The sequence below is a fragment of the Cobetia amphilecti genome (genome assembly GCF_020217465.1).
Classification (GTDB): domain Bacteria; phylum Pseudomonadota; class Gammaproteobacteria; order Pseudomonadales; family Halomonadaceae; genus Cobetia; species Cobetia amphilecti.
In genome coordinates this window covers 2,125,539-2,139,156 of record NZ_CP084115.1, presented here as the reverse complement: position 1 = coordinate 2,139,156, position 13,618 = coordinate 2,125,539, and the positions used below count along the sequence as shown (strand labels likewise).

Annotated in this window: 10 protein-coding genes; 5 read left to right on the top strand and 5 right to left on the bottom strand. The window is 59.4% G+C overall.

Annotation, left to right across the window (positions count from 1 at the left end):
* Window positions 1–49: 49 nt before the first annotated feature.
* From LCW13_RS09110 to metH, 5 genes are all read right to left on the bottom strand, one after another.
* The gene (locus LCW13_RS09110) at window positions 50–493 is read right to left on the bottom strand and encodes a hypothetical protein (protein WP_225346687.1); all 444 of its coding nucleotides are present in this window, start codon (window positions 491–493) and stop codon (window positions 50–52) included.
* Between the two features lie 100 nt (window positions 494–593).
* Window positions 594–1,508, bottom strand: a complete 915-nt coding sequence (locus tag LCW13_RS09105; protein WP_225346686.1) for an ABC transporter substrate-binding protein — start codon at window positions 1,506–1,508, stop codon at window positions 594–596.
* Between the two features lie 45 nt (window positions 1,509–1,553).
* Window positions 1,554–1,682, bottom strand: coding sequence for a hypothetical protein (locus LCW13_RS17440; protein ID WP_263643029.1), 129 nt, complete (start codon window positions 1,680–1,682; stop codon window positions 1,554–1,556).
* A gap of 404 nt (window positions 1,683–2,086) precedes the next feature.
* Window positions 2,087–3,415: an MATE family efflux transporter gene (locus LCW13_RS09100; RefSeq protein ID WP_175088786.1), complete on the bottom strand. Its 1,329-nt coding sequence runs from the start codon at window positions 3,413–3,415 to the stop codon at window positions 2,087–2,089.
* A gap of 302 nt (window positions 3,416–3,717) precedes the next feature.
* A complete protein-coding gene (gene metH, locus LCW13_RS09095; RefSeq protein ID WP_175088785.1) occupies window positions 3,718–7,443 on the bottom strand; it encodes a methionine synthase in 3,726 nt (1,241 codons plus the stop codon).
* A 376-nt stretch (window positions 7,444–7,819) separates the two neighbouring features.
* On the opposite strand from metH, the gene nfuA reads away from it, so the two are divergent.
* From nfuA to LCW13_RS09070, 5 genes are all read left to right on the top strand, one after another.
* Entirely contained in the window at window positions 7,820–8,410 is a 591-nt protein-coding gene (nfuA, locus tag LCW13_RS09090) for a Fe-S biogenesis protein NfuA (RefSeq protein ID WP_175088784.1), read from the top strand.
* 332 nt (window positions 8,411–8,742) lie between these two features.
* Complete coding sequence (locus LCW13_RS09085; protein WP_175088783.1) at window positions 8,743–10,542, top strand: sensor domain-containing diguanylate cyclase; 1,800 nt, start codon at window positions 8,743–8,745, stop codon at window positions 10,540–10,542.
* Window positions 10,543–10,889: 347 nt separating this feature from the next.
* Window positions 10,890–11,447 carry a diaminobutyrate acetyltransferase gene (gene ectA / locus LCW13_RS09080; protein ID WP_404813685.1) on the top strand — a complete coding sequence of 186 codons (558 nt, stop codon included), beginning with the start codon at window positions 10,890–10,892 and terminating at the stop codon, window positions 11,445–11,447.
* A 282-nt stretch (window positions 11,448–11,729) separates the two neighbouring features.
* On the top strand, window positions 11,730–12,995 hold the full coding sequence (ectB, locus tag LCW13_RS09075; protein WP_043334231.1) for a diaminobutyrate--2-oxoglutarate transaminase: 1,266 nt from the start codon (window positions 11,730–11,732) through the stop codon (window positions 12,993–12,995).
* A 159-nt stretch (window positions 12,996–13,154) separates the two neighbouring features.
* Window positions 13,155–13,547 carry an ectoine synthase gene (locus LCW13_RS09070; protein WP_043334232.1) on the top strand — a complete coding sequence of 131 codons (393 nt, stop codon included), beginning with the start codon at window positions 13,155–13,157 and terminating at the stop codon, window positions 13,545–13,547.
* The last annotated feature ends 71 nt before the right edge of the window (window positions 13,548–13,618 follow it).

The following is a 13,618-nucleotide window of genomic DNA, read 5'->3' as shown; positions in this document are numbered from 1 at the left end:
TCCACCCTGGTAACGGGCGGCAAGCAACGGTGCGTTGGTGCTCTCCAGTTCAAGTCTGCCAACGGCCTGCTTGACCAGAGAATTCTGATAGACAAGTGGCTTCGAATGCGTGACGGGGGTTCAAGGCTGTGCCGCTTTTGGCTATCTCCTCGACAAGCTCACCCTCATGATTGAAGTAGCGCACGGCATGGACGCTGGCGTGATGACTGAGAGTCTCGAGGTAGGCATGAACTCTCTCATCATCAAAGTTCCAGATGGCGTCCGGCATCGATAGTGCCACGATATCCATCATTTCCTGATGGTCATCATGCATGTGCTCGACGGCCTCACTGGCATAAAGGTAATAACTCACGGCTCCACTGATGGCACAGATGGCGAATACCAGCGGCGCAAGTATCCGCAGTATTCGCCATCTGAGCGGTGACGCATGCTCGCCATCACCCCCGGGTGCCGTATCCGGGGTCTTGACGGGTGTCGGGCCATCATTGATCACGCTGTTCTCCCTCGGTGGCGATGAAAGTCGCCCTGCTAGCTATCCTTGCGGCCCCTCATTGAGGGGTATTCATGAGCGCGCTGGAATGTGCAATCTTCTTCTAGACGGCAGGAGCCTGAGGGAGCAATCCGGATGCCGCGGCCTGGTGATCAAGCATCTGCGCCAATACCTTCATCGGATCAAACCCATAGTCATCCTGCGATGGCTGCAATCCGAAGGCCGCGAAATCTGCAGCCTCCCAGTCAGGATTTTCCAGAAATGGGCCGTATCGAGCCACATTACCATGCGTGATGGCGCTCATCGGAAAGTTGACGGTTCTGGGGGTCCATTCCTCGATATCGGCATGGTCTCTTGCCATCACCATCGCCCAGGCTCCCGCCATGAAATGACCGCCGTCCGTCAACAGCATGCGCTGATCCTTCACCATGCTGATACCCTCCGGTGACCAGTTGAGTCCTGCCACCAGCACATCCACGCCGGGCGTGAGGCTCGCTGACTCGAGCGCAAGAATGGCCCCCTCGGCCATGGCATCATTCGCCGCCCAGATCAGATCATTCTGACCGCTTGAGCGGCTGACCCACTTAAGATATTGCGCAGTAAGATGTTCAGCATCCCGAGTATTCCAGCGCGCCTCGAGTATGCGGTCTATGTGGACATTCTGGTCCTGGGAAAAGCCGGCAAGCATGCCGGTATTGCGGGCAATCGAGGCAGGTGTTCGGGTATCCCCGATCAAGGCAAGCCCATGCAATTGTTCGGTGGGGGACCCTTCCCGCGCCACCTTGATCAACTGGGCCGCCATGCGTTTGCCCGCGGTATGGTTGTCCGGGATGACGCTGCCGATCCAGGAGGGGTGGAGGGACCCCGGGGTGCCATGAATCAGCGCCTGTTCGCGGCTCAGTCCGTTCAACAGCATCACGACATGGGTGTCGTGGCCATCCGCGATCGTCAACAACTCGGATGCCGCCTGCTCTTCATTGACCAGCAGGAGATAATCAGGAGCGGAAGGGCTCTCCAAAGCCTGAATCGCGAGTTTCCTGAGCAGGATGGGATTCCGCTCGGCTTAGACGACTTCCAGCGAGATGTTCAAGTCCAGGGCGGCCGCTCGCATGGTGTTCGTCACCATGTCCCAGAAGCGCTCGCCACGAAGCCCGGGGTTCACGAAGGTGGCGTTCAGCGTGCGTCCTGGCATCGCCTTCTGTGCAACACGTGCCCTCGACTCGCCTTAAGGATAGGTCGAAGCTTGAGTATTTATTGAGGCTCGAGGCGTGAGATCGGAGGAGGAAGAGCCAGAGGATGCGGCGTTGACCAACCCGCTGAGGGCAAGGCAACCACACAGGACGATCAGCCTTGGCAAGCCAAGTTGTACTCGTCCTGTCTCGTGGGTGGCAGCGGACATGGCGTTCTCCCTATTACATTTGATTACAATTCAATCAGGATACGCGACTGGGCAGGCCTTGAATTGACTGCAACAAAGCTGCCATTTACCAAATTTCAACGATTGAACGATCTATATCATTGACTCTTGATATTTACCATGAGCTACAGGAGCGAGTGGCTACAGCGATGAATGGCGAGTCGCATCATAGAGCATTATCAAAGGCGCAAGGCTTGCCATGCTCTTCGCTGCCAGATAAGTCCGAAGACGAGCGAGTTGAGCAGGCGATAGGCGAGCTGAATTGCCCAGATGGCGACGAGGCCCCCTTCCTGATGAACCCCCCACCACCAGGCCGCGGGCAGAAAGATCAGCCACTGCAGGCTCAAGGTGGCAAGCATCACGGTGCGATGGGCGCCGGCGCCCAGCAGTGCCTGGGCCAGCACGATAGCGGTGCAATCGAGCACGATCATGGCGGCCGTCATCTGCAGAGGTAGCTTGCCCAGCTCGATCAACTGTGGGCGATGCAGGAACAATCCGAGCACGCTCTCGGGCGCGACCCACAGTGGCAAGCCCAGCAGCAATAGACACGGCAGTGCCACGCGCACGGTGTCCCACCCCCAGCGGTGGGCCTCTTCATGTTCGCCGCTGCCCAGAGACTGCCCCACCAGACTCATGGCGGCCAGCCCAAGTCCGACCCCGGGCAGTATCAGTAGCAGGGAGAGATTCACCAGTACATGGCCGACCGCGACACTGGCCGCATCGATCTGACCGAGTATCCAGAACAGCATCGCGTAGCCTGCCGCGAACCATAACTGCTGAAAGGAGTGGGGCACCGCGAGCTTCAACAGCGTCAGGTAATGCGTCATCGGCGGCCAGGCATGCAGAACACCGTGCAGACTGCGCTCGCCCAGCGTCGCCTTGATCCACAGCGCCAATGCGACCAGCAGGGACAGTGTCGTACCGGCCCCGGCGCCATCCGCGCCCATCTGCGGAGCACCGAACAGGCCATGGATCAGAATGATGCTGAGCACGACATTGACCGCCTGGGTGATCAACATGATGCGCAGATAGATCCCGGTGCGCTGCAGGCCATTCCAGAAGCCCCGGAAGCAGAACGCCATGGCGACAGGTATCAGCCCCAGCACACGCCATTGAAAATATGACGAGGCCGTTTCATGCACGCCGGACTGGTCATTGATCAGTGACAGCAGCGGCCCAGCCCAGTGATGGCAGGCGAGGGTGACAGGAATGCCGATCGACAACGCCAACACCAGGCCGGCATTGAGGCCTTCGCCACAACGCTCGGGCGATTCCTCGCCCAGGCGTCGCGAGGTCTGAGCCTGAACGGCGGAAGACAGCCCGAAGATCAGTGCCGTGACCATGAACATGGCGTAGCCACCGATCCCGACACCCGCCAGCGCCGTTTCCCCCAGGCTGCCGACCAGTGCCGCATCAATCAGGTTGAGCAGACTCTGCGACAGCATCGCCCCGATGATGGGCAGCGCCAGTTTCAGTATTCGTGTGTTGCGCGCAAGATTCCCCAGCATCAGACGCTCCCACGCGGGGTGGCGAAAGGATATGAAGCTCGGGAAGAATTGAAAGCCTCGAATGTGCCTGAAAAACGGGAAACCAGTGAACAGAGCATTGATTTATAGAGGAGTGATAGACAAAGCAGTGACAACGGCAGCACGGGCGACTCACGACAGCGGACAAGAGGGGCAACATGATAGCGCGCTCGGCAAACTGAAGACATCGGCTCACAGACAACAGCGCGCCCCACTTCCTGAGAGGTGAGGCGCGCGGGGCGACGTTGGCGGTGTCAGACGGTGGGGGCAGCTGACGGGAGGAGTCAATCGGTGTCTGGATCGTAGCCCAGCACCGGCGACAGCCAGCGTTCCATCTCGCCAAGCTCCATTGCCTTGCGGCTCGCCAGGGACTGCACCTGATCGCGAGTGATCTTGCCGGTGGAGAAGTACTTCGACTCCGGGTGCGCGAAGTACCAGCCTGAGACGGCGGCGGCTGGCCACATGGCAAAGCTCTCGGTCAGCTCCATGCCGGCATGCTTGCCTGGTTCGAGCATGCGGAACAGCGTGGCCTTCTCGGTGTGGTCCGGGCAGGCCGGATAGCCGGGCGCCGGACGAATGCCGCGATATTTCTCGGCGATCAACGCCTCGTTGTCGAGTACTTCCTCGCTGTCGTAGCCCCAGAACTCCTTGCGTACGCGCTCGTGCAGGCGCTCGGCAAAGGCTTCGGCGAGACGGTCCGCCAGCGCCTTGACCATGATGGCGTTGTAATCATCGCCAGCCGCCTCGTACTCCCTGGCCAGTTCATCCGCGCCATGCCCGGTGGTCACGGCGAAGCCACCGATCCAGTCCGGCTTGCCGCTATCACGCGGGGCGATGTAGTCGGCAAGACTGTGACAGACGCCATCACGATTCTTGGTCATCTGCTGACGGATATGATGCAGGCGCTCGACCACCTGTGTGCGTGATTCATCGGCGTAGACTTCCAGGGTGTCGTCGTCGACACAGTTGGCCGGCCAGAAGCCGATCACGCCACGCGCCAACAGCACCTTGTCATCGATCAGCTTGCGCAGCATCACCTTGGCATCGGCAAACAACGAACGCGCCGCTTCCCCGACTGTTTCATCCTGCAGAATTTTCGGGTACTTGCCCGCCAGCTGCCAGCTCATGAAGAAGGGCGTCCAGTCGATGCGCTCGACCAGTTCATTCAAATCGTAGTCATCGAAGACCTTGAGGCCGGTAAAGCTCGGGGCCGGCGGGGTGTAATGCTCCCAGTCCGTCTGGAAGCGACGCTTGCGCGCTTCGCGGTAGTCGAGATCCGCGGCCTTGGGGCGGCGCTTGGCATTGCGCTCGCGCACCACGGCGTACTCGGTGCGAATCTGATCGACATAAGCTGCCTTGAGTTCCGGCGACAGCAAACGCGATGCCACGCCCACCGCGCGTGAGGCATCAGTGACATAGATGACCGGCTGATCGTACTGCGGTTCGATCTTGACTGCGGTATGGGCCTTGGACGTGGTGGCACCACCGATCAGCAGCGGCAACTCGAAGCCACGGCGCTGCATCTCCCTCGCGACACTGACCATCTCGTCCAGCGACGGCGTGATCAGCCCCGAAAGCCCGATGATGTCGGCCTTCTCGTCGATGGCGGTCTGCAGAATCTTCTCCGCCGGCACCATCACGCCCAGGTCGATCACCTCATAGTTGTTGCACTGAAGCACCACACCGACGATGTTCTTGCCGATGTCGTGGACATCGCCCTTGACGGTGGCCATGACGATCCTGCCCTTGGCCTGGGTCTCGCCGCTCTTCTCGGCCTCGATGAAGGGGATCAGGTGGGCGACCGCCTGCTTCATGACGCGCGCCGACTTCACCACCTGGGGCAGGAACATCTTGCCCGCGCCGAACAGGTCGCCGACCACATTCATGCCGTCCATCAACGGCCCTTCGATGACCTCGATGGGCCGGGCTGCCTGCAGGCGCGCTTCTTCGGTATCTTCCTCGATATGGACGGTGATGCCCTTGACCAGCGCGTGCTCGATGCGCTTGTTGACCGACCAGCTGCGCCATTCGAGGTCTTCCTTCTTCTCGCCGCTGCTGCCATCGCCCTTGTACTTGTCGGCGATGTCGAGCAGGCGCTCGGTGCTGTCATCGCGGCGGTTGAGCACTACATCCTCGACGGCGTCGCGCAGCTCCCGGGGCAGGTCATCGTAGAGAGCCAACTGGCCGGCGTTGACGATGCCCATGCTCAGGCCCGCCTGGATGGCGTGATAGAGGAATACCGAGTGGATCGCTTCGCGGACCGGATTGTTGCCACGGAACGAGAAGGACACGTTGGAGACGCCACCGGAAATCATCGCGTGGGGCAAGTTGTCATGAATCCAGCGCGTGGCCTCGATGAAATCGACCCCGTAGTTGTCGTGCTCCTCGATGCCGGTGGCGATGGCGAAGATGTTGGGGTCGAAGATGATGTCTTCGGCCGGGAAGCCGATGTCATCGACCAGCATCCGGTAGGCGCGCTCGCAGATCTCTATCTTGCGCTGATAGGTGTCGGCCTGACCGACATCATCGAACGCCATGACCACTACCGCGGCGCCATGGCGACGACAGATCTGCGCCTGCTGACGGAAGCTTTCTTCGCCTTCCTTGAGCGAGATGGAATTGACCACCGCCTTGCCCTGGATGCACTTGAGCCCCGCCTCGATGATGTCCCACTTCGAGGAATCGACCATGATCGGCACGCGCGAGATGTCCGGCTCCGAGGCGATCAGGTTCAGGAAGCGCACCATGGCCTCCTGTGACTCCAGCATGCCCTCATCCATGTTGACGTCGATGACCTGGGCGCCATTCTCGACCTGTTCGAGGGCCACTTCCAGCGCGGTGGTGTAGTCCTCCTCCTTGATCAGGCGGCGGAAGCGCGCGGAGCCGGTGACGTTGGTGCGCTCACCAACATTGACGAAGAGCGAGTCCGGCTGAATGTTGAAGGGCTCAAGTCCCGACAGGCGGCAGGCCGGCGCGATCTCCGGCACCTTGCGCGGCGGGTACTGGGACACCACGCGCTTGACCGCCTGTATGTGCTGCGGGGTGGAGCCACAGCAGCCACCGATGATGTTGAGCAGGCCCGCGGCGGCGAAGGATCCGATGATCTCGGCCATCTCGTCCGGGGTCTGGTCGTACTCGCCGAATTCGTTGGGCAGGCCGGCGTTGGGGTGCGCGGAAACAAAGGTATCGGCCTTCTCGGACAGCTCACGCAGATAAGGACGTAGCTCCTCGGCGCCCAGTGCGCAGTTGAGGCCAATGCTCAGCGGGCGCGCGTGACGGACCGAGTTCCAGAAGGCTTCAGTAGTCTGGCCGGACAGCGTACGCCCCGAGGCATCGGTGATGGTGCCGGAGATCATCACCGGCAGGCGCGGATGGCCTTCGTCGAACAGCTCCTCGAGGGCGTAGATCGCCGCCTTGGCATTCAGGGTGTCGAAGATTGTCTCGATCAGGATCAGGTCTGCGCCGCCCTCGAAGAGCGCCAATGCGGCTTCGCGGTAGTTGTCGCGCAGGATATCGAAGGTGACATTGCGCTTGGCGGGGTCATTCACGTCCGGCGAGATGGAGCAGGTGCGGCTAGTCGGACCCAGCACCCCGGCGACGAAGCGCGGGATGCCAGTCTCGGCGGCCACGGCATCCGCCGTCTTGCGCGCCAGGCGTGCCGATTCGAGGTTGATCTCGTGGACCAGCGCCTGCATGCCGTAATCGGACTGCGACAGCTGAGTGGCATTGAAGGTGTTGGTCTCGACGATATCGGCGCCGGCCTCGAAGTAGGCGCGGTGGATCGCCTCGACGATGTCCGGTCGGGTCAACGCCAGCAGATCGTTGTTGCCCTTGATGTCGCTGGGCCAGTCGGCGAAGCGCTCACCTCGGAAGTCTTCCTCCTCCAGCCCGTAACTCTGCAACATGGTGCCCATGCCGCCATCGAGGATCAGGATGCGTTCCTGCAGCGCCTGGCTCAGCGCGTCGGACAAGGACAGAGAATAAGGAACAGGGGATTGGGCTTGCGCCATGACGGACTCCAGCGTACGTGACCTGTCGCGTTGTTTCCCGGGCGGGCAACTTTCTCTACCAAGCCAGTGCTTTGCCAAGCCAGCATCTTGCCGAGAAAGTCACACGCCACAGGCGCGAACTCATTGCTATTGAGAGGCGCCGGCGAGGGATTCGCTCAGAAACCCCCGCCTTGGCCAGTTGGAGCTATCGTATCAGACTACAGAAGCGTCACGATGAGCATGATTCATGGGCAACATGAGTCAGTCAGGAGTGTCTAAAAGGGAGTGGTCGCGCGCAGTCACCAAACCCGAGTGATTTGCTCAGGATTGCGAGTGCAGCAGGTTTTCCCTTAACATGGAGCCATTAGTCACCTGACATCAAGAGAGTCTCTGCGCCATGAGTGAGAGCATCCAGATTACCGATAGCGCCCAAGAGTATCTTGCCGAGCTGCTCGAGAAGCAGAACGTCGAAGGTATCGGCGTGCGCATCTTCATCACCCAGCCGGGCACTCCATATGCCGAGACCTGTCTCGCCTATTGCCGTCCGGGCGAGGAAGAGCCGACGGATGAGATCCTGGATCTGCCGAAGCTTAAGGTCTATCTCGACACGCACAGCGTGCCTTTCTTGGAAGAAGCGACTGTCGACTTCAATGCCGATCGCATGGGCGGCCAGCTGACCATCAAGGCACCGAACGCCAAGATGCCCAAGGTCAACGCGGATAGCCCGCTGGAAGATCGCATCAACTATATCCTCTACAGCGAGATCAACCCGGGGCTTGCAGCTCATGGCGGCGAGATCAAACTGGTGCAGCTGACCGAAGAGCAGGTCGCCGTCCTGCAGTTCGGCGGCGGTTGCCAAGGCTGCTCCGCCGTCGATCTGACCCTGAAGGATGGTGTCGAGAAGACGCTGATGGAGCGTATCCCGGAATTGACCGGTGTCCGTGACGTCACCGATCATACCGACACGACCAACGCCTACTACAGCTGAGGGCGGGTCTGGCTTCAGGCATGTGGCCAGGCCAATGCCAGAGTCGATCCAAGCACAGGCCAAGAATGCAATCTCCCATCGATTTTCGGTGGGAGATTTTTTTATGCGTGCGACGTCGGCCTCTCATGGGTTGAGGCGAGCTGGCGCGAGCCTGGGATATCCAGGCCAGGGCGCTCGGCGTATGAAGGGAGGCTCAGTGAAGTAGCTGAGTAAAGTATTAGGGTTATCTGGTATCGTGGCAGTATCTTTTTCATGCTGGCATCAGCTCTACGGCCGTCCGGCATGACGTGTGTTCGTCGAACCTTTCCTTCCATCGTCAAGAGATAGCCTTCATGAGTCTGGCCAACCTGCGTTTTCGCACCATCAACATCATCATCTGTGTGCTTTCTGCCTTGGCGGGTCTGGTGTTGCTGATCGTGTTGGCATTTATTACCCGTAATGTGTCCGACCTGCAGCGTGACTGGCAGGAATATCAGCAGGCGCGCTCTGACAAGCCGCGCCTAGAGGGGCAGCTGACCAAGGCCTTAGGCTATGGCGGTATGGTGCATGATTTCAAGAATCTCGTATTGCGTCAGGACCTTGACTTGCTCGTTGAGATACAAAGTGAGATTGGGGCCGCACGTAGTGCTCTTAACCGCTATCAAAACCTCGGGTTATCACAAGGAGAGGAAATGGCGGTGGCGGGTCTGCGTGCCACCATCAGTCGCTATGAGCAGATGACTCCTAGAATACGCGAGATGATTGAGCAGGGGCGTTCTAGTACCGATATCGACAAGGTGGTAAAGATCGACGATTTCCAGGCTGTCTCAGGGCTAGATACCTTGCGCCGTATCTCCGTCGCTGAGTTACGTGATAATGACAACCCGCTTGAGAACGGCATGGGTAAGGCGAGACTGGTAGCCAACCTGCGACGTGACCTCGGCTATGGCGAGATGATCCACCACTTCAAGAATTACGTACTGCGTAGTGATGCTATCTACGGTCAACAGGCGGCGCAGGACCTCGAGTCGCTGCGAGCGACACTGGCGGCATATCGTGAGATGGGCATGAATACTGCCGAGCAGCGTGCTATTCGCGATATTGCCGATGTCATCCAGTCCTACAGTGACCGCTTGAACAAGGTCAGCCAGTTGCATGACCAGCAGACAGAGCTTTCGCCGCGTGAGATCGATCAGCAAGTCAGGATCAATGAAGCACAAGCGCTTGCAGCACTGGCGGTGCTGGATCATGAAACCCGCATGCGGATCGGGGCGACCTCTGCCTCGGTAGGCAAGACGCTCAATCTGTTGGCCACGGTGGCGCCGGTCGTCAATGGCCTGGCGTTGGCGATGATCGTGGTGCTGATCGGCATCTCGATGTGGCTGTTTGGACGTTATGTCCTGGTGCCGATACGTCGTCTAACGCAGACCATGAATACCTTGGCCAACGATGATGTGAGCGTGGTGATCGATAGTACTCAGCACACCAATGAAGTGGGCCAGATGGCGCGGGCGTTGCAGAAGTTCAAGTACAACATCATCGAGAGCAACAACTACAAGAAGCGTATCACGCAACTGGCGATGCATGATTCTCTGACGGGGCTGCCCAATCGACAGCATTTCTATGAGCGGGTCGAGCATTGGCTCGAAAGCGTCAGTGACGAAGGCGGGCAGCTGGCGTGTCTCATGCTGGACATCGACAAGTTCAAGCCCATCAATGATATCCATGGCCATGCTGCCGGGGATGTGGCGCTCAAGGTGATCGCGGAGCGACTCAATCAGGTGGTGCGCAAGGGCGATTTCGTCGCGCGTCTGGGAGGCGATGAGTTCGTGGTGCTGGTCCACAATGCCGACATCCAGGCGAATCTGGGTCGCCACGGGGAACTCGCCCAGCTGGCCCAGCGCATCATCGACAGTCTGGGCAAGCCATTCCTGTATGAAGAGCACAAGCTGGAAGTGGGCTGCAGCATCGGGATTGCTATCGCCCCTCAACATGGCGCCGACCGTGAACAGCTATCACACAATGCGGACATGGCGCTGTACGCCGCCAAGCATGAGGGACGCAATTGCGCGGTGCAGTTCAGCCGCCATGATGAGCTGGGCCAGATTGTCGCGATCGCGAGCAAGAAGCGTGATGTGCAGAAACAGCAGTGACGGAAGCCCTAGGGTTCAAGCACTAGTGCAGAAGCCGCCTCAGCGGCATTGGCAACGATAGCAAGGCTAGATGCCGCATGAGCAGGCAATCTAACGGCGCCCCTCGGGGTGCCGTTTTGCGTCTGGTGGGGACAAACCACCTGCGGGCGGTGGGCAAGGGCGAGTATTGCCCGGTACTGGTACTGGCCATGGCCCCGGCTTGCGCGCTCACCGACACGGGGCTTGGGATAATTCTACGTTATCCATACGCTTCACGAGAATAATTTATGGTTTGCGACATCCATAACGGTTTGTTATGGTTTATAGCGAATTCGCCAACTGCGAAATATTTTATGAAAACCATGACAATGACTTCCACGATTCAGGGCCTGGCCCACCACACCCACGATGCTGTGATCAACCGCGCCAGCGCGCCGTTGTTCATCCGTCAGCCGACTACCGATGATGGTTGGGGCATCTATGAGCTGGTCAAGGCCTGCCCGCCGCTGGACCTCAATTCAGGGTATTCGTACGTTTTGCTGGCCACGCAGTTCCGTGACAGCTGTGCCATCGCGACAGATGAGGAAGGTGAGGTCGTCGGCTTCGTTTCCGGTTACACCCGCAACGACGCCCCGCAGACCTTCTTCCTTTGGCAGATCGCCGTCGGTGAGAAGGCGCGTGGTACTGGCCTGGCACGTCGTTTGATTGAAGCCGTGATGAAGCGTCCCGAAATGGCGCACGTGCGTCATCTTGAGACCACCATCACGCCGGACAACGAGGCGTCCTGGGCATTGTTCACTCGCCTCGCCGAGCGCTGGCAGGTGCCGCTTCACTCGCGTGAATACTTCTCTTCAGACCAGCTGGGTGGCGTGCACCTAGCCGAAAACCTGGTGCGCATCGGCCCGTTCCTGCCAAGAGACATCTGAGTGCTCGACGCGCTCAAGGCTCTTGTGAAAATCAAGGCCCATGCGCAGCAAGGGCGGGTAGCAAATCGCAAGAAGTCCCGGACGGGACGCCGTCATGATTCTTGTGTCGGTCGTCGAGAAGAATCACGTCCCGTTCGGCAGATGTTCACGACAGGAAGGTTGTGACATCTCCTGCTGACCCCATGTGTTAGCGAGGTGGGGGCAGTGTCATTCGTTGGATCGTCTTTACATTCTGGTATGGCCTTTTAGTACGCGGCCATCCATCACCAGGGAGGTGACAGCATGAATACGCAGATTCTCGAACAGATGGAATCCGAGGTACGCACTTATTCGCGTTCTTTCCCGACCGTTTTCACCAAGGCGCAGAATGCCCACCTGTTCACCGAGGACGGCAAGCGCTACATCGATTTCCTCGCCGGTGCCGGTGTGCTCAACTACGGGCATAATCATCCGGTACTCAAGAAGGCACTGGTCGATTACATCAGCAATGATGGCATCATTCACGGTCTGGATATGTGGACTTCCGCTAAGCGTGATTTCCTCGAAGCGCTGGAGGAAGTGATCCTCAAGCCGCGTGGTCTGGACTACAAGGTCCACTTCCCGGGGCCGACCGGCACCAACGCGGTCGAAGCTGCCATTCGTCTGGCGCGCAAGGTTTCCGGCCGCCACAACATCGTGTCGTTCACCAACGGCTTCCATGGTGTGACCATGGGTGCGCTGGCCACCACCGGTAACGCCAAATTCCGCGATGCGGCAGGCCTGCCGGCGCAGGGTGCGCAATTCGTGCCTTACGATGGCTACATGGGTGAGGGCATCGACACCGTTGCCTATCTCGACAAGCTGCTCAAAGATTCCTCCAGCGGTCTGGATCGCCCGGCAGCAGTGCTGGTCGAGACCGTACAGGGTGAGGGCGGTATCAACCCGGCCTCCATCGAATGGCTCCAGCGTCTGGATGCGTTGTGCAAGGAGCACAAGATCCTGCTGATCGTGGATGATATCCAGGCGGGTTGTGGTCGTACCGGCAAGTTCTTCAGCTTCGAGCACGCCAACATCGTGCCGGATATCGTCTGCAACTCGAAGTCGCTGTCTGCCTCCGGTGTGCCGTTCGCGATGGTGATGATGCGTCCCGAGCTGGACCAGTGGAAGCCGAGCCAGTACAACGGCACCTTCCGTGGCCACGCCCTGGCCTTCGTTACCGGCGCCGCCGCGCTGCGCCACTTCTGGAGCGATGACAAGTTCGAGCGCGACATCCAGCGTAAGGGCCGTATCGTCGAAGACCGCTTCCAGAAGATTGCCGCCAAGGCTCGCGAGAACGGCTTCGAAGCGCACGAGAAGGGCCGTGGCCTGATGCGCGGTATCGATGTCCGTGACGGTGAGCTGGCCGATGCCATCACCTCACGCTGCTTCGAGCAGGGCTTGATCATCGAGACCAGTGGTCATTCCGGTCAGGTCGTCAAGTGCCTGTGCCCGCTGACCATCCGCGACGAAGATCTGCTGGAGGCCCTCGATATCATCGAGGAAAACGCTGCCGCGGTGCTGTCCAAGTAACGTTGTCTTCCCGCGGGGCGCCCGATCATCGGTGCCCCGCGGGTCGTTGGTGAGCCCCTGGCTTGCCATCCCCACCGATTGCCCATCCAGGTCATCCCTTCGTTACGGTAATCGCCATCTGTCAGCTGTCGATGTCAGGCAGCCTAGTGAGGAAAACACATGATCGTTCGCAATCTCGAAGAAGCTCGCAGCACCGATCGTCTGGTCAAGGCCGAGAATGGCAACTGGGATAGCACGCGCCTGCTGCTCGATGAAGATGGTGGCAAGTGTTCGTTCCACATCACCCGAATCTTTGAAGGCACCGAGACCCACATCCATTACAAGCATCACTATGAAGTGGTGTATTGCATGGAAGGTGAGGGTGAGGTCGAAACCTTGGCCGATGGCAAGATCTGGCCGATCAAGCCGGGCGACATCTATATCCTCAACGAGCATGACGATCACCTGCTGCGTGCCACCAAGACCATGCACTTGGCCTGTGTGTTCACCCCAGGCCTGACCGGCAAGGAAGTCCATCGTGAAGATGGCTCCTATGCACCTGCCGAAGCCTGAGACCCTGTCGCGTCTTGAGTGAGGCGCGAAGCGCCTGACCTCAAAGGGACAAGCGCCATCCAGAAAGCCCC

What these genes read in the sequence shown, in the direction of transcription:
- LCW13_RS17440 (WP_263643029.1), bottom strand. Translation starts at nt 1,682, where the DNA reads ATGCCAGGACGCACGCTGAACGCCACCTTCGTGAACCCCGGGCTTCGT.
- LCW13_RS09100 (WP_175088786.1), bottom strand. Translation starts at nt 3,415, where the DNA reads ATGCTGGGGAATCTTGCGCGCAACACACGAATACTGAAACTGGCGCTG.
- metH (WP_175088785.1), bottom strand. Translation starts at nt 7,443, where the DNA reads ATGGCGCAAGCCCAATCCCCTGTTCCTTATTCTCTGTCCTTGTCCGAC.
- nfuA (WP_175088784.1), top strand. Translation starts at nt 7,820, where the DNA reads ATGAGTGAGAGCATCCAGATTACCGATAGCGCCCAAGAGTATCTTGCC.
- LCW13_RS09085 (WP_175088783.1), top strand. Translation starts at nt 8,743, where the DNA reads ATGAGTCTGGCCAACCTGCGTTTTCGCACCATCAACATCATCATCTGT.
- ectA (WP_404813685.1), top strand. Translation starts at nt 10,890, where the DNA reads ATGACTTCCACGATTCAGGGCCTGGCCCACCACACCCACGATGCTGTG.
- ectB (WP_043334231.1), top strand. Translation starts at nt 11,730, where the DNA reads ATGAATACGCAGATTCTCGAACAGATGGAATCCGAGGTACGCACTTAT.
- LCW13_RS09070 (WP_043334232.1), top strand. Translation starts at nt 13,155, where the DNA reads ATGATCGTTCGCAATCTCGAAGAAGCTCGCAGCACCGATCGTCTGGTC.